The organism is Actinacidiphila glaucinigra, from assembly GCF_035918135.1.
Lineage (GTDB): Bacteria > Actinomycetota > Actinomycetes > Streptomycetales > Streptomycetaceae > Actinacidiphila > Actinacidiphila glaucinigra.
On the sequence record NZ_CP109144.1, the window covers coordinates 2730080 to 2745057 of the forward strand.

General features: G+C 72.1%; 12 protein-coding genes. 2 read left to right on the plus strand and 10 right to left on the minus strand.

Annotated features, from left to right (window positions below):
• Window positions 1-200: 200 nt before the first annotated feature.
• Window positions 201-1322 (minus strand): hypothetical protein, encoded by a 1122-nt coding sequence (locus OIE69_RS11965; RefSeq protein WP_326571958.1) that lies wholly within the window; start codon window positions 1320-1322, stop codon window positions 201-203.
• 177 nt (window positions 1323-1499) lie between these two features.
• Here OIE69_RS11965 and OIE69_RS11970 point away from each other — a divergent pair, with 177 nt between their 5' ends.
• Window positions 1500-2588 (plus strand): LCP family protein, encoded by a 1089-nt coding sequence (locus tag OIE69_RS11970; protein ID WP_326571959.1) that lies wholly within the window; start codon window positions 1500-1502, stop codon window positions 2586-2588.
• Between the two features lie 3 nt (window positions 2589-2591).
• Here the strand turns inward: OIE69_RS11970 and OIE69_RS11975 are convergent, their stop codons facing one another.
• The 3 genes from OIE69_RS11975 to OIE69_RS11985 form a co-directional block, all read right to left on the minus strand.
• Window positions 2592-3548 (minus strand): SPFH domain-containing protein, encoded by a 957-nt coding sequence (locus OIE69_RS11975; RefSeq protein WP_326571960.1) that lies wholly within the window; start codon window positions 3546-3548, stop codon window positions 2592-2594.
• Window positions 3545-4837, minus strand: a complete 1293-nt coding sequence (locus tag OIE69_RS11980; protein ID WP_326571961.1) for a peptidoglycan-binding protein — start codon at window positions 4835-4837, stop codon at window positions 3545-3547. The genes OIE69_RS11975 and OIE69_RS11980 overlap by 4 nt, the downstream gene beginning before the upstream one ends.
• A 91-nt stretch (window positions 4838-4928) precedes the next feature.
• Window positions 4929-5666: a DsbA family protein gene (locus OIE69_RS11985; RefSeq protein ID WP_326571962.1), complete on the minus strand. Its 738-nt coding sequence runs from the start codon at window positions 5664-5666 to the stop codon at window positions 4929-4931.
• Between the two features lie 132 nt (window positions 5667-5798).
• On the opposite strand from OIE69_RS11985, the gene OIE69_RS11990 reads away from it, so the two are divergent.
• Entirely contained in the window at window positions 5799-6206 is a 408-nt protein-coding gene (locus OIE69_RS11990) for an NTP pyrophosphohydrolase (protein ID WP_326571963.1), read from the plus strand.
• Here the strand turns inward: OIE69_RS11990 and OIE69_RS11995 are convergent, their stop codons facing one another.
• The 6 genes from OIE69_RS11995 to OIE69_RS12020 form a co-directional block, all read right to left on the minus strand.
• Window positions 6207-7727, minus strand: coding sequence for a glycosyltransferase family 39 protein (locus tag OIE69_RS11995; protein ID WP_326571964.1), 1521 nt, complete (start codon window positions 7725-7727; stop codon window positions 6207-6209).
• Between the two features lie 37 nt (window positions 7728-7764).
• Complete coding sequence (locus tag OIE69_RS12000; protein WP_326571965.1) at window positions 7765-9276, minus strand: amino acid permease; 1512 nt, start codon at window positions 9274-9276, stop codon at window positions 7765-7767.
• A gap of 147 nt (window positions 9277-9423) precedes the next feature.
• The gene (gene dxs / locus OIE69_RS12005; RefSeq protein WP_326571966.1) at window positions 9424-11352 is read right to left on the minus strand and encodes a 1-deoxy-D-xylulose-5-phosphate synthase; all 1929 of its coding nucleotides are present in this window, start codon (window positions 11350-11352) and stop codon (window positions 9424-9426) included.
• A gap of 138 nt (window positions 11353-11490) precedes the next feature.
• Window positions 11491-12789: a sugar ABC transporter permease gene (locus OIE69_RS12010; protein WP_326571967.1), complete on the minus strand. Its 1299-nt coding sequence runs from the start codon at window positions 12787-12789 to the stop codon at window positions 11491-11493.
• On the minus strand, window positions 12786-13574 hold the full coding sequence (locus OIE69_RS12015) for an ATP-binding cassette domain-containing protein (protein WP_326571968.1): 789 nt from the start codon (window positions 13572-13574) through the stop codon (window positions 12786-12788). The genes OIE69_RS12010 and OIE69_RS12015 overlap by 4 nt, the downstream gene beginning before the upstream one ends.
• Before the next feature lie 186 nt (window positions 13575-13760).
• Window positions 13761-14864 (minus strand): sugar ABC transporter substrate-binding protein, encoded by a 1104-nt coding sequence (locus tag OIE69_RS12020; protein ID WP_326571969.1) that lies wholly within the window; start codon window positions 14862-14864, stop codon window positions 13761-13763.
• Window positions 14865-14978 lie beyond the last annotated feature (114 nt).

The following is a 14978-nucleotide window of genomic DNA, read 5'->3' on the forward strand; positions in this document are numbered from 1 at the left end:
CCCCGTATGCCGCTCACACGCCCCATGGACGGGCGGGAGCGCGAATCTCCCCACTACGTTGTGATGGTTGAAAACGAAACCCTCACAGAGTGAACACAACCTTATGTCCCGCATACGGTCAAGGTCTGACCTGCGATTACGGCCGGAATGTCCGACACGGGACACGTGGCGTTGCCCACACGATCACGCGGGTCGGATTCTCAGACGCGCACCCAGTCGGCCAGGGTGAGACCGGGTTCATCGCGTTGCCGCGTCACCCGGAGCGCTCCGTCCGGCCCCAGTACCGCGAGCACGACACGCCCCAGGGCGTCGGCGGCCAGGGACGGCGTCCCCAGACAGGGCACACCGGTGTCCACCCACCACATCCCCGCGGTCTCGGCCTCCGTACCGCAGACCCCGACCATCGCGTTCCCGTTCCGGCCCCGGTGGGCCACCACCATGCAGTCCTGGTCGTCCAGCACGGTCCGCAGTACGGCGTTGGCCGCGCCGGCCGCCGGACTGCCGCCCAGCGGGACGACCCAGCCCCCCCGGCGATGGGCGACCAGCCCGGAACCCGCCGCGTCGGTCCAGAGGTAGGTGAGCCGATCGGGTGCGGTCGCGACCGCGGCCACCGATCCCGGCACCGGCGCCGGGCGCACGTCGAGGGATCGCCGGAGCACCCCGCCGGCCTCAGCCTGGATCCAGTGCAGGGCCGAGGTCTCGGCGGGCGCGAGCAACTCCAGACGACCGGCCGGCGATACGACGGCGGCGAGCCCGTCACGGACACCCCTGCCGCGGAGGTCCCGCCACGCCTCCCACTTGCCGCCCCTGCCCTCGCACCGCACCATGACGCCGCCGTCCGCGGAGCGTACGAAGACCTGGACCCTGCCCGAGGCGTCGACGGCCACCACAGGTGCGCCGATTCGCCGGGCGCGCTCGGGATCGACGTGCGGATTGCCCACCGACACCCAATCCGTCAGCGGGCGTCCCGTCTGGTACTGCAGGGCGTACACCACGTCCACCGCCACCCCTCCGTCGGCGCACGGTTGTTCGCGGCGGCCCAGGAAGTGCACGAAGGCGTCGGCGCCCTGGGCCACCGACAGGTGCGTCAGCCCGTCCGCGGCGAGGGCGTCCGGTCCGGTCCACCCGTCGCCGCCCGCCGTGGTCTCCGTCCAGCGCAGCAGGCCGCCCTGGCGCGGGGCGTACGCGGTGAGCCTGCCGTCGGCGCCGCGCACCAGCCATGTGCCGGCGGCCGTGCCGGTCGCGGCCTCCCCGGCGTCCGGGGCGTCCGCGCGCCTGCCGCCCTCCCGCCGTTGCGCCGCGCGCGCCGCTCCACCCCTCATGACGTGCGCCCACCCCTTCGCCCCCCGTGGGTCCGCCATGGATCCGAACCCCCAATTCTTCACATGATATGCATGCAAGCTACACTTCCGCGGATCTCGATCACGAGGGGGAGGGGCTGCGACGCGGTGCGTCGCGACCGGTTCCCGGACCGCGCACCACGGAGGACAACGCACGCGATGCCGCACGCCGTCGACACCGACCACGAGGCCGCCACGGTCACCGCACCGCCGAAGGCACGCGGATCCCGCACCCGGGGGCAGCGAATCCGCAGGATCGTCGCCTGGACCCTCCTGGCCCTGGTACTGCTCGCGGGTGGCACCGCATGGTGGGCCTACGCCCACCTGAACTCCAACCTCACCAGCATCGACCTGGACCGGGAACTCGGCCCGGACCGGCCCGAGAAGCCCGCCACCGGCGCCAAGGACATCCTGGTGCTCGGCTCCGACTCCCGCTCGGGCGCGAACAAGGGCCTGGCCGGCGGCAACACCGGCGGCACCGCGCGCTCGGACACCGCCATGGTCATCCACATCCCCGAGGGCCGCAGGAGCGCGGTCGCGGTGAGCATCCCGCGGGACACGCTGGTCACCCGCCCCGAGTGCACCGCCCGCGACGGGAGCACCCTGCCGTCCGCCAAGCGCGTGATGTTCAACTCCGTCTACACGACGGCGGGTCCGGCCTGCGTGGTGAAGACCGTCGAGCACATCTCGGACGTGCGGATCGACCACTACGTCGAGGTGGACTTCGCCGGTTTCCAGGACCTCGTGGACTCCCTCGGCGGGGTCACGGTGACCATCGACAAGACCATCCACGACACGTCCAGCGGCCTGGACCTCGAGGCCGGCACGCACCGGCTCGACGGCACCGAGTCGCTCGCCTTCGTCCGCACCCGGCACGGCATCGGCGACGGCAGCGACCTCGGCCGCATCGGGCTGCAGCAGCAGTTCCTGCTGGCGACCCTCGACGAGATCAAGCGGCAGGACCTCCTCGGCAGCCCCGCCAAGGCCTACCGGATCGCGGACTCGGCCACCCGCTCCCTGACGACCGACTCCGGGCTCGGCTCCCTGGTGAAACTGGGCGACTTCGGGCGCAGCCTGAAGGGCCTCGACCCGGGCCGGCTGCGCACCGTCATGCTGCCCGTCGCCTACGACAAGGTCGACCCCAACCGCGTGGTGGCCGCCGAGCCGCAGGCCTCCCGCCTGTGGAAGGCGATCCGGGAGGACACCGAGATCCCCCGGTCGGTGCTGGAGTCCACGACCTCCAACTGAGCCTCAGACGGGGGGAGCGGCGCCCTCCGCGGGACGGGCGGTGCAGTAGGCGACCGTCAGGTCCCGCACCAGGGCCTTGCGTTCGTAGTCGTCGAGGTCGACCAGTCCGCGGTCGAGCAGGCCGCGCACGGTCTCGCCGACGGCGGTGAGGGCCTCGTCCAGGGCTGCCCGGCGGTGGCGGGCGTCGAGCGCCGCCACCTGGGCGCGGCGCATGGCGGCGGCCACGGCGGGCGCGTAGTCGACGCGGACGGGCTGGGCGGAGAACACCTCGACACCGACCGGCCGCAGGTCCTCGACGAGGATCCGGGTGAGGTCGTCCGCGAGGCGGTCGGTGTCGCGGAGCGTGGGACCGGGGCCGCGGAAGTCGTCGGCGGGCAGCCGGGACACACAGCGGGTGACCGCGGCCTCGACCTGTTCACGCAGGTAGCGGACGTGGTCGTGGACGGTGAAGGCGGCCCGCGCGGTGTCCCGGACCCGCCACACCACCAGGACCGTCGCCTGCAGCGGGGTGCCGCAGGCGTCGGTGGCCTCGATGGGGCTGCTGCGCCAGTGGCGCAGGCTGGTGTCGACACGGCGGCGGACGAGCAGCGGGCTGATCCACAGCAGTCCGGTGCGGCGGACGGTGCCGCGGTAGGCGCCGTGCCGGGAGAGCATCCAGACGGAGCCGGGACGGCCCCGGGCCAGACCGAGCGCCGTCAGGGCCGTGAGCGCCGCGAGGACGGCCACGGCGCTGCCGCGGACGACGGGCGAGGACCCGGCCGGACCCAGCAGGAGCGCGGCCGTGCCGCCGGCGGCCGCCAGGGCCGTGAGCACGGCGACGCCGCCGGGCAGGCAGCGTCCCGGACGCTCGGCGATCTCGGGCGGCGGCGCCGCGGCGGCCGGTCCGGGGGCGCCGTACGCGGCGGGCGCCCGGGCGGGGACGGGGAGTTCGGCCGGGCTCCCCTGCACGGTGAACGTCATGAGAAGAGCCGCTTCCACGTCTCGGGGCCCGGGTAGCCGTCCGCCCGGCTGCCGGACCAGCCCTGGGACCGCTGGAAGGCCTCCACCGCGCGCCGGTCGGCCTCGCCCCAGCGGGGGCCCGGCCCCTTCGCGTAGAACCGGCCGAAGCCCTTGGCGGCCAGCCTCCGTCCCAGCGCGAGCACGTGCGGGCCCGACTGGCCGGGCCGGAAGCCACCGATGCCCGGGTAGGCCGGCGGCGCCGAAGCCGACGCCGGTGCCGCCGGGCGGCCGGCGCCACCGACGTCGGACCCCGCTCCCTGGGTCAGGTAACGCCACGTCAGGGGGCCGGGGAAACCGTCGGCCTGATCACCCTTCCAGCCCTGCGCGCGCTGGAACGCGCGGGTGGCGAGGCGGTCGGCGTCGCTCCAGTGGGGCCCCGGCCCGTCGTGGTAGTACTCGCCCGCTCCGCGCTGCCGCAGCATCGTGCCGAGCCGGGTGATGTAGCCGTTGGCGGCGCCGGGGCCGAAGGACCGGCTGCCCGGATAGGCGAGGGAGGCCAGGTCGCCGAGGTCGAGATCTCCGTCGAGGTCCTCGTACAGGTCGTCGTAGAGGTCGTCGAAGCCCTCGCCCCGCAGGTACTTGTAGCGGTAGGGGACGTAGCGCTTGGAGTGGTCCCAGTAGGCGTACGGCGTCGTGCGCACCCGGGCGCGCGGCCGGGTCTCCTCGTAGGCCGTGTAGCGGGTGTGCGCGGCGTTCGCCCAGCCCCCGAAGATCGTGACGTGGGAGCCGTCGACCGGGTCGCGGGGGTTGTGGAAGAGCAGGATGTCGCCCGGTTCGAGCTCGTCGCGGCCGATCCGCTCGGCGAAGCGGGGCAGCGTGCCCGTCCACTGGCTGGTGCCCAGGCCCCAGGCCATGGAGACGAATCCGGAGCAGTCCTGCCGGTAGCCGTCCCGCCAGCGGCGGCGCATGTCGTACGGGACCTTGGCGTCGATCCAGCGCCTGGCCCGTTCCAGGATCTGGTCGCGGCTCAGGCGGAGCGGGACCGCGGCGCCGATCAGGTCCGGCTGCGCCTGCTCGGTCCGGCCGGCGGACATCGCCTGGCCGGCGTCCTCCGCGGGAGCCGCCACGGCGGCGGGCGCCATGACGGCCGCGCCGGTCGTGGCCAGCACGACCAGCGCGGTGGAGGCGGCCGCCGGTGGCGCGCACGGCGGGGTGACGCGGGTCGCCGCCCGGATCAGCCGCCGCCGTGCGCAGTCCTCACAGACGCAGCCCGGCAGCGGCCCGACCTCGTCGAACACCGGTGTGGACATGTGCACCACCACTCCTCGGGATCGAGTGCCACATGCCCTTATTACCCGATTTCCACACAAATCTGACGGAATGGCAGCGTGGACGGTGTGGTCAGCCGTTCGCGGTGGTGCCGTCCACGACCTCGGCGACGGCCTTGTCGACCAGCTGCGTCAGCTTGGCGGGGGTCAGCCCGGACGCGCCGCCCGCGGGGTCGGTGACGGTCTCGCCGTTCACCTGCACGACCGGAGCGGAGGTGAACCCGGCCGCGGCGAACTCCTCCTGGGAGCGTCGCACCCAGCCGTCGTGGTCGCCGCCCTGGACGCACGGGACGAAGTGCGTCTCGTCCACGTCGCCGGCCTTCTTCGCCAGGCTCTTCAGGAACACGTCGCTGGTGAACGGATCGTCCTGGGCGTCGGCGGGCTGGGCGTCCCAGACCTGCGCGACGAACTCCCTGAACCGGCCCACGTCCTGCGCGCACGCGGCCGCGTTGGCCGCCGCCAGGGAGCCGCTGCCGCCGTCCGCGGCGTCGGTCGGCGTCACCAGGCGGTAGTCGATCCCCACCTGACCGGTGGCGACCAGCTTCGCGAGGGTGTCCGCGTACTCGGCGGCGAAGGCCTTCGACTCCGGGCTGCGCAGGTCCTCGTACACGGTCAGCGTCACCGGCAGCTTCGCCGGCCGGACCGGCACCGCCAACTGCTCCTCGCCCGAGGCACCGGCCGGCACCTTGACCTCGTGCTGCTTCTCACTGCGCACATGCGCCCCGAGGACGGCAGAACCCCCGAACACCACACCCAGGACGATCACCGTCCCGGCATAGGACCGCCAGCGCTTGGACTTCGTCTGCTTCACCGGGACTTTCTACCACCGCGTACGACCACGCCCCCTGGGGGGTGGGGCCTCACGCGAGGGACGCCGGGCCCGGACGGCCTCCGCACCGACGTGCACGCCCCGGCGCCGGGCCGGTCGTGGGAGGGTGGGCCGGTGAACGGTGGGACAGCACCCCTGGTCGTGGTCGACGCCGCCAACACCGTGGGGTCCGTGCCCGACGGATGGTGGCGGGACCGGCACGGGGCGACGGAGCGTGTACGGGACGCCCTCGCCGGGCTGGCGCGGACCGGGCTGCCCGAGCGGGCGGACGTGCCCGAGTGGGCCCGGCGGGCGCCGCTCGACATCGTGCTCGTCGTGGAGGGCGCGGCCCGGGGCGTGGCGCCCGTGCCGGGGGTACGGGTCGAGGCGGCGCCGGGCAGCGGGGACGACCTCGTCGCCGAACTCGTCGCGGCGCGGGCGCCGGAGCGGCCGTGCCTGGTCGTGACGGCCGACCGCGAGCTGCGCCGCCGGGTGACCGCCCATGGCGCGGCCGTCGCCGGCCCGCGGGCGGTGCGCGCCTGACTACCCGCGCGACGGCCGGACGTACAGCACCGCGCCGTCGGCGGTGCCGGCGCGCTCGTAGCCGCCCCGGTCGAGCAGGCGGCGCAGGCCGGGGACGTGCGCCGCGCCGTAGGGGGCGCCCCGGGAGTCGTCGACCACGACGTCGGGGGGCGCGGCGGCGAACTCGCGGCGGAAGTCCGTCCAGGCGCCCGGCACGGCGTACCGCTCGCCGACCCGGGCCCCGCCGCGGCCGCCGCTGAAGTTGGTGAGGAATCCCGCGGTGAGGAAGCGGCCTGCCGGTGCGCGTCCGGAGAGCCAGTACTGCTCCGGGTGCATGCCCCAGACCAGGACGGTCCCGTCCGCGTCGGTGCGGGCGCGGATCGCGGCGGCGACGGCCCGGGCGTGGTCGAGTTCGGCGCGCGGGGCCGCGAAGCCCCAGCCGGTGAAGACGGTCGCGGCCAGCACCGTCCAGATGGCGGCGGCCCTCAGGGCGGGCCTGTGGGCGGGCAGCCGGCGCAGCGCGGCCACCCCGACGAGCGCGAGCGGGGGCAGCAGTTGCAGGTAGTAGTGGCCGTAGAACTGGAAGCCCGCCACGACGGCGACGGCGGACGCGCCGAGCCAGATCCACAGCTCGGCCCCGGCGCCGGCCCGCCGGCGCGCGGCGAGCCGGACGGCCGGCAGTACGAGCCCCGCTCCGGCCGCCGCGAGGATCGCGGCGTTGCCGAGCCCCCGTCCGGCGGCGAGCAGCCAGGCGCCCTCGGGCGACATGTAGGTGCCGGACCCGGTGACGGTCCAGAAGACGAAGCGCCCCGCACCGGTCGCCAGGGCCACGGCCGCGACGGGCAGCGCGCACCCCGCCGCCAGCCGGACCCACGCGCCCGCGGGCGCGGCCCTGCTCTCCCGTCCGGCCCGCCACAGCATCCAGACCACCGGGAGGAGCACCACCGCGCCGGTCTGCTTGGTCAGCGCCGCCCCCGCCACGGCCACCCCGGCCGCGCCCCAGCGCCGGCGGTCGGCGCAGAGCACGGCGGCCACCGTCCACGGGAGGGCGAAGACCTCGAAGGTGGCGGCCTGGGTGTCCTCGGGCGCCAGGCCCACCGACAACAGCAGGTAGCCGAACCCGGCGGCCGCGCCCCACCGGTCCCCCCACCGGCGCCGCGCGAGGGCGACGAGCAGCGCCGCGGTCGCCACGTGGGCGACGACCGCCGCCACCCGCAGGGGCCACAGCGATCCGTCGCCGAAGAGCGCGAACGCGCCCTGGTACAGCCACGGCAGGAACGGGGGTTTGCGGTCCACGACGGTGTCGTAGAGGACGCCGCCGGAGGCGAGCACACGCGCCTGCGTCGCGAGGAACCCCTCGTCGGGGTTCCAGACCGGGCGTACGAAGGAGGGCAGATGGACCAGGGCCGCCACGAGCGCCAGCAGCGGGAGCAGCACGGGCCACGAGAACCGGCGGGGCGGCGAGGGCGCCCGGGACGCGGCCGCGCCCGTCCCTCGTCCCGGAGGCGCGGCGGCGCGGGCGGTCTCGGGACGGGTCGGCACGCGCCCAACGTACCGGGCGCCCTCCCGCCGCGTCAGCTCACCCCTGGCGGCCCGGCTTGCGCACCCGGCTGTTCCGGTAGCCGTAGAGGAAGTAGACGACGCAGCCGATGGCCATCCAGACGGCGAACCGCAGCCAGGTCTCGGCCGGCAGGTTGAGCATCAGCCACAGGGTGGCGAGCACCGACACCGCGGGCAGCCACGGCACGAACGGGGTGCGGAAGGCGCGCGGCAGGTCGGGACGGGTACGGCGCAGCACCACGACGCCGACGGCGACGACGACGAAGGCGAAGAGGGTGCCGATGTTCACCAGCTCGGCCAGTTCCTCGATGGTGGTGAAGCCCGCGACGATCGCGACGATGCCGCCGAGCAGGATCGTCGAGCGGTAGGGCGTGCCCCGCGTGGGGTGCACCCGGGAGAAGAAGCGCGGCAGCAGCCCGTCGCGGCTCATCGCGAAGAAGACCCGGCTCTGCCCGAGCAGCAGGATCATGCAGACCGTCGTCAGGCCCACCACGGCGCCGAAGGCGATCAGTCCGGCCCAGAAGGGGTGGCCCACCGACTTGAAGGCGTCGGCCAGCGGTGCGTCCACCGACAGCTGACTGTAGTGCTGCATACCCGTGACGACGATGGACACGGCGACGTACAGCACCGTGCAGATGATCAGCGAGCCGAGGATGCCGCGCGGCACGTCCCGCTGTGGATTCCTGGTCTCCTCGGCCGCGGTGGCTACGATGTCGAAGCCGATGTAGGCGAAGAAGACCACGGCCGCCGCGGTGAAGATCCCCATGACGCCGAACTGGGACGGTTCGAAACCCGAGATCAGCTGGATGAGCGGGGCCTTGACACCGGCTTCCGCGCCCTCGGACCGCACGGCGGACGGGACGAACGGCGTGTAGTTGTGGCCCTTGATGAAGAACGCGCCGACGACGATGACGATCAGGACCACGGCCAGCTTGATGGCGACGACCACGGCGGTGACCCGGGCCGAGAGCTTCATCCCGGCGACCAGGACGGCGGTGAGCACGGCCACCAGCAGGAAGGCCAGCAGGTCGAAGTGGAAGCCGCTCTGCTCGCCGCCGGACAGCACGGACGGCAGGTGCCAGCCCCAGTTGTCCATGATCGAGCGCAGGTACCCGGACCAGCCGACCGCGACCACGGCGCAGCCCAGCGCCAGTTCCAGCACGAGGTCCCAGCCGATGATCCAGGCGGGCAGTTCGCCGAGGGTGGCGAAGGAGAAGGTGTAGGCGGACCCGGCCACCGGGACGGTGGAGGCGAACTCCGCGTAGCACAGGGCGGCGAGCGCGCAGACGACGCCGGCGGCGACGAAGGACAGGGCGACCGCCGGGCCCGCGTTCTCCTTCGCCACCTTGCCCGTGAGGACGAAGATGCCGGTGCCGATGATGACGCCGACGCCGAAGACCGTCAGGTCGAGGGCGGACAACGACTTCTTGAGCGCGTGCTCCGGCTCCTGGGTGTCCCTCAGGGAATCCTCGACCGATTTGGTACGGAAGAACCCGCTCCGACCCTTCGCAGCGTTACCGCCCACGTCCACCGGCGCACCTCCACAGTTGTCCCTGCATCACAGCACCCGCAGATGCTTGTGACCGGATCTGGCGCGCCTACACATCGGCAGAAGGGCCGGGCGATCACCCGCCCGGGTGTCGCCCGGCCCGATGGTGCCGAGGAGGGGGAGCGGTCGTCAGTCGCTCGCGACCTGGGGCGTGGGCTCGTCGGCGTAGCGGCCCTCGAGCCGGCTGACGAGGCCGGTCACCTGGCGCGCGATGTCCGGGGCGGTCAGGCCGATCGCGGCCATGACCTCCTTGCGGCCGGCGTGGTCGAGGAACTCCTGCGGGATGCCGAAGTCGCGCAGCGGCACGTCCACGTTCGCGTCGCGCAGCGCCTGGGCGACGGCGGAGCCGACGCCCCCGACGCGCCCGTTGTCCTCGACGGTGACGACGACCCGGTGGCCGGCCGCGAGACCGGGCAGGGCCGCGTCGACGGGCTTGACCCAGCGCGGGTCGACGACGGTGGTGGTGATGCCTTGGGCGTCGAGCAGGCCGGCGATCTCCAGGCACATCGGGGCGAGCGCGCCGACGGAGACCAGCAGGACGTCCGGCTTGGCGCCGTCGCCCTGGGGCTGGGCCGCGCGCAGCACGTCCATGCCGCCGACCGTGCCGACGGCCTTCACCGCCGGGCCGACCGCGCCCTTGGAGTAGCGGACCACGGTCGGGGCGTCCTCGACCGCCACGGCCTCGCGGAGCTGGGCACGCACCTGGTCGGCGTCGCGCGGGGCGGCGATCCGCAGGCCGGGGACGACCTGGAGGATCGACATGTCCCACATGCCGTTGTGCGAGGCGCCGTCGGTGCCGGTGATGCCGGCGCGGTCCAGGACGAAGGTCACACCGCACTTGTGGAGCGCGACGTCCATCAGGACCTGGTCGAAGGCGCGGTTGAGGAAGGTCGCGTAGACGGCGACCACGGGGTGCAGGCCGCCGGTCGCCAGGCCCGCCGCGGACACGGCGGCGTGCTGCTCGGCGATGCCGACGTCGTAGACGCGCTCGGGGAAGGCCTTGGCGAACTTGTCCAGGCCGACGGGCTGCAGCATCGCCGCGGTGATGGCGACGATGTCCTTGCGCTCCTTGCCGAGCTTGACCATCTCCTCGGCGAAGACCGACGTCCAGTCCGCGCCCGAGGCGGCGATGGGCAGCCCGGTGTCGGGGTGGATCTTGCCGACGGCGTGGAAGCGGTCGGCCTCGTCCTGCAGGGCGGGGGTGTAGCCGCGGCCCTTCTCCGTCAGGCAGTGGACGATGACCGGGCCGCCGAAGCGCTTGGCGCGCTGCAGCGCGGACTCCAGGGCGGCGAGGTCGTGGCCGTCGATCGGGCCGACGTACTTCAGGCCCAGGTCCTCGAACATGCCCTGCGGGGCGATGAAGTCCTTGAAGCCCTTCTTGGCGCCGTGCAGGGTCTCGTACAGCGGCTGGCCGATGACGGGGGTGCGCTCCAGCAGCTCCTTGGTGCGGGTGAGGAAGCGCTCGTAGCCGTCGGTGGTGCGCAGCGTGGCGAGGTGGTTGGCGAGGCCGCCGATGGTGGGCGCGTAGGAGCGCTCGTTGTCGTTGACGACGATGACCAGCGGGCGGTCCTTGGCGGCGGCGATGTTGTTCAGCGCCTCCCAGGCCATGCCACCGGTCAGGGCGCCGTCACCGATGACGGCGACGGTGTGGTCGCGCTTGCCGAGCTGCTCGTTGGCTTTGGCCAGGCCGTCGGCCCAGCCGAGCACCGTGGAGGCGTGGCTGTTCTCGATGACGTCGTGCTCGGACTCGGCGCGCGAGGGGTAGCCGGACAGGCCGCCCTTGCCCTTGAGCTTGGAGAAGTCCTGACGTCCGGTGAGCAGCTTGTGGACGTAGGACTGGTGCCCGGTGTCCCACAGCACCTTGTCCTTCGGCGAGTCGAAGACGCGGTGGAGGGCGATGGTCAGCTCGACGACACCGAGGTTCGGCCCCAGGTGCCCGCCCGTCTTGGAGACCTCGTCGACCAGGAAGGTACGGATCTCGCCTGCCAGCTCGACCAGCTGCTCCGGGCTGAGCCGGTCGAGGTCGCGCGGTCCCTTGATACGGGTCAGCAGCGCCACCCGTGCCTCCTTGTTGTCGCTTGCCGGTTACCCGAGTGTATGTGTTCGCGTTTTCAGCTCCGCACACACCTGTGCCCGGCGCTGGGATGATCTTCCCTGCGCCGGGCACGTCACGCCACTGGTGTGCGGTGCGAACCCTCAGCCGCGGCCGGCGGCCTTCTGGCTCTTGCGGGACACCGAGTCGATGACCACGGCGGCGAGGAGCACCGCGGCGGTGATCATGTACTGCAGCGCGGTGTTCATGTTGAGCAGGTCCAGGCCGGTCTGGATGGACTGGATGACCAGCATGCCGAGCAGGGCGGACCAAACGTTTCCGCGGCCGCCGAAGAGGCTGGTGCCGCCGATGACCGCTGCCGCGATGGCCAGCATCAGCGTGTTGCCGCCGCCGGCGCCCAGGGTCGCGGTGTAGGTCTGTGCGGCGAAGAACAGACCGCCGAGCGCCGCGAAGCCGCCGGAGATGGCGAACACCGAGATGCGGACGAAGGCGACGTTGATGCCGGCCCGGCGGGCGGCCTCGATGCCACCGCCGACCGCGAACACCTTGCGGCCGTACGAGGTACGCCGGAGCACGAAGTCCGTGATGACCAGGGCCGCCAGGAAGATGACCAGCGCGTTGGGCACACCGCTCGCCTGGTTCAGGACGTACGCGGCGACGAAGGAGACGATCGCCAGGGCGCCCACGCGGAAAGCGATCTCGCTGGTGGGCCGGAACGGCACGGCGGCCGCGCGGCGGCGGCGCTGGTCGATCAGGGAGCCCGCCAGCATGGCGACGGTGCCGAGCCCGGCCAGCAGGTAGGCGCCGGAGATGTCCTGGTCCAGGAAGAAGGACCGCTGGCCCAGGACGTGCAGGGGGCCGTCGTCCGGGATCGAGAGGCTTCCGCTGTCGCCGAGCAGCTGGAGCATGAGGCCGTTCCAGCCGAGGAAGCCGGCCAGGGTGACGACGAACGCGGGGACGCCGATCTTCGCGAAGAACCAGCCGTGCAGGGCGCCGATGACGATGCCGGTGAGGATGGACAGGATCACGGCGAGCCACGGGTTCATCCCGTGGTTCGTGACGAAGATGGCGAAGACGGCCGAGGCCAGACCGCTGACCGAGCCGACCGACAGGTCGATCTCGCCGAGCAGCAGCACGAAGACCAGACCGATGGCGAGCATGCCCGTGGCGGAAAGGAAGAAGCCGATGTTGGCCAGGTTGCCGGCGGTCAGGAAGTTGCTGGACTGGGTCTGGAAGATGGTCCAGATGATGATCAGGCCGATGATGACCGGCAGCGAGCCGAGCTCACCACCGCGAACCTTGCGCTTGAACTCGGTGAGGTAGCCCTTGAAGCCCTCCTCACGGACGAGCAGGCGCGGGTCGACCACGGGCACGGCCGCAGAGGACGCGTCCTCGACCGCTGCCACCGCGTCCTTCTTTACGGTCTTCGACGTGTCGCTCACTTTGCATCCTCCGTGCGCCGCGCCTGACGGCGGGTCACGGCGTTGTCCGTGGCGCCCGTGATCGCGGAGATGATTTCTTCCTGGGACGTGCTCTTGACGTCGAACACACCGTTGTTGCGACCGAGCCGCAGTACCGCCACCTTGTCGGCGACGGCCTTGACGTCCACCATGTTGTGGCTGATGAGGATGACGGCGAGGCCGCGCTGACGCAGCCGCTCCACCAGGTCGAGCACCTGGGCCGTCTGCTCCACACCGAGGGCGGCGGTCGGCTCGTCGAGGATGACCAGCTTGGGGTCGCCGATCAGGGCGCGCGCGATGGCGACGACCTGCCGCTGACCACCCGACAGGCTGGCGATCGGGATGCGCACGCTGGGGATGCGGATCGACAGGGTGCTCAGCAGCTCCCTGGACCGCGCCTCCATGGCGACCTCGTCGATCACACCGGCGTGCTTGATCTCGCTGCCGAGGTAGAGGTTGGCGACGACGTCGAGGTTGTCGCAGAGCGCCAGGTCCTGGTAGACCGTCGCGATTCCGAAGCCCTGGGCATCGTGCGGCTTGTTGATGCTGACCGCCTGACCCTCCCACTCGATGACGCCTTCATCGATGGGGTGGACACCGGCGATCGTCTTGACCAGGGTCGACTTACCTGCGCCGTTGTCGCCGACGAGCGCGACGACCTCACCGGCGTGGATCTCCAGGTCGACATCGGTGAGTGCCTGGACCGCACCGAATCGCTTGGAGACTCCGCGCAACGCCAGCACGGGCGTAGCGGACACGTGAACCATCTCCTTCGCCGCCTGACCGGCGGGGATGCCGCGCTTGGAGGGGCGCGGAGTTTTGTGCAAACTGCACAGCTTTACATGAACGAAGCGGACTGTCTGTCCGGCACCCGCCCCGTCAGCGGGGTCTGTTGGACGGGGCGGGTACCGGACAGGTTCGCGTGGCGGCCTCCGGGAGGAGGGCCTGCCGTGTTACTGGAGGCCGGCGGCCTTGCAGGCCTTGGCGAACTCGGCCGTGCAGATCTCCTCGACGGACCACAGCTTGTCGGCGACGACCGTGTCCTTGACGTTGGCCTTGGTCACCGAGACCGGGGTCAGCAGCTGGGACGGGACCTTGTCACCGGAACCGCTGGTCAGCGAGGTGGTGGCCAGCGAGTCGATGGCCTTGCCCTCGATCAGGTTGACCGCGAGCTGGGCGGCGGCGTCGGCCTCGGGCTTGAACGCCTTGTAGACCGTGCTGGACTGGGTGCCCGCGATGATCCGCTGGATGCCCGCGAGTTCGGCGTCCTGACCGGTCAGCGGGATGCCGCTGATGCCGGCGCCCTTGAGGGCGGTGGCGATGCCGCCGGCCATGCCGTCGTTGGCGGCGTAGACGCCCGCGATCTTCTTGGCGCCGATCTGGGTGATGGCCGCCGTCACCTTCTGGTTGGCGACGGTGTCCTTCCACAGACCGCTCTGCTCGTAGGCGATCTTGACCTTGCCGTCGAGCACCTTGTGGGCGCCCGCCTTGAACATCGCGGCGTTCGGGTCGGCGTCGTCACCGTTGATCATGACGACGTTCGCCGACGGCTTGGCCTTGTCGCCGAGCGAGTCGAGGAGCGCCTGGCCCTGCAGCTCGCCGACCTTCTCGTTGTCGAAGGAGACGTACGCGGAGACCGGGCCCTGGGCGAGGCGGTCGTAGGCGATGACCTTGATGCCCTTGTCGACGGCCGACTGGACGGAGGTCTTGATGGCAGCGGCGTCCTGGGCGCTGATCACGATCACCTTGACACCCTTGGTGATCATGGTGCTGACCTGCTGGGCCTGCTTGCCGGAGTCGCCCGCGGCGTTCGCGTACTGTACGTCGCAGTCGGCGCACAGCTCCTTGACCTTCGCCTCGAACAGCGGCTTGTCGAACTTGTCGTACCGCGCGGTGACGCTGTCGGGAAGCAGCAGACCGATGGTCTTGCTCTTGCTGCCGGTGCTGCTGCTGCCGCCGTCCGCCTTGTCGTCGCCGGCCTTGCCGCACGCAGCAACGGAAAGGGCCATGGAGACGGCCGCGGTGCCGATCACGACGCGACGCATCATTGCGTTCATGTGGGGTTGCCTCCCTGACAGGGCCGCAAAAGACTGCGGCCGAGGTGAGCGTGAGTCAACTCGGCAACAGCCTTGACGTCAAGAAGTAAATACTTAACGAGATGGCAACGGTGC

What these genes read in the sequence shown, in the direction of transcription:
- OIE69_RS11975 (WP_326571960.1), bottom strand. Translation starts at nt 3,548, where the DNA reads ATGACGTTCACCGTGCAGGGGAGCCCGGCCGAACTCCCCGTCCCCGCC.
- OIE69_RS11980 (WP_326571961.1), bottom strand. Translation starts at nt 4,837, where the DNA reads ATGTCCACACCGGTGTTCGACGAGGTCGGGCCGCTGCCGGGCTGCGTC.
- OIE69_RS11965 (WP_326571958.1), bottom strand. Translation starts at nt 1,322, where the DNA reads ATGAGGGGTGGAGCGGCGCGCGCGGCGCAACGGCGGGAGGGCGGCAGG.
- OIE69_RS11970 (WP_326571959.1), top strand. Translation starts at nt 1,500, where the DNA reads ATGCCGCACGCCGTCGACACCGACCACGAGGCCGCCACGGTCACCGCA.
- OIE69_RS12015 (WP_326571968.1), bottom strand. Translation starts at nt 13,574, where the DNA reads ATGGTTCACGTGTCCGCTACGCCCGTGCTGGCGTTGCGCGGAGTCTCC.
- OIE69_RS12020 (WP_326571969.1), bottom strand. Translation starts at nt 14,864, where the DNA reads ATGAACGCAATGATGCGTCGCGTCGTGATCGGCACCGCGGCCGTCTCC.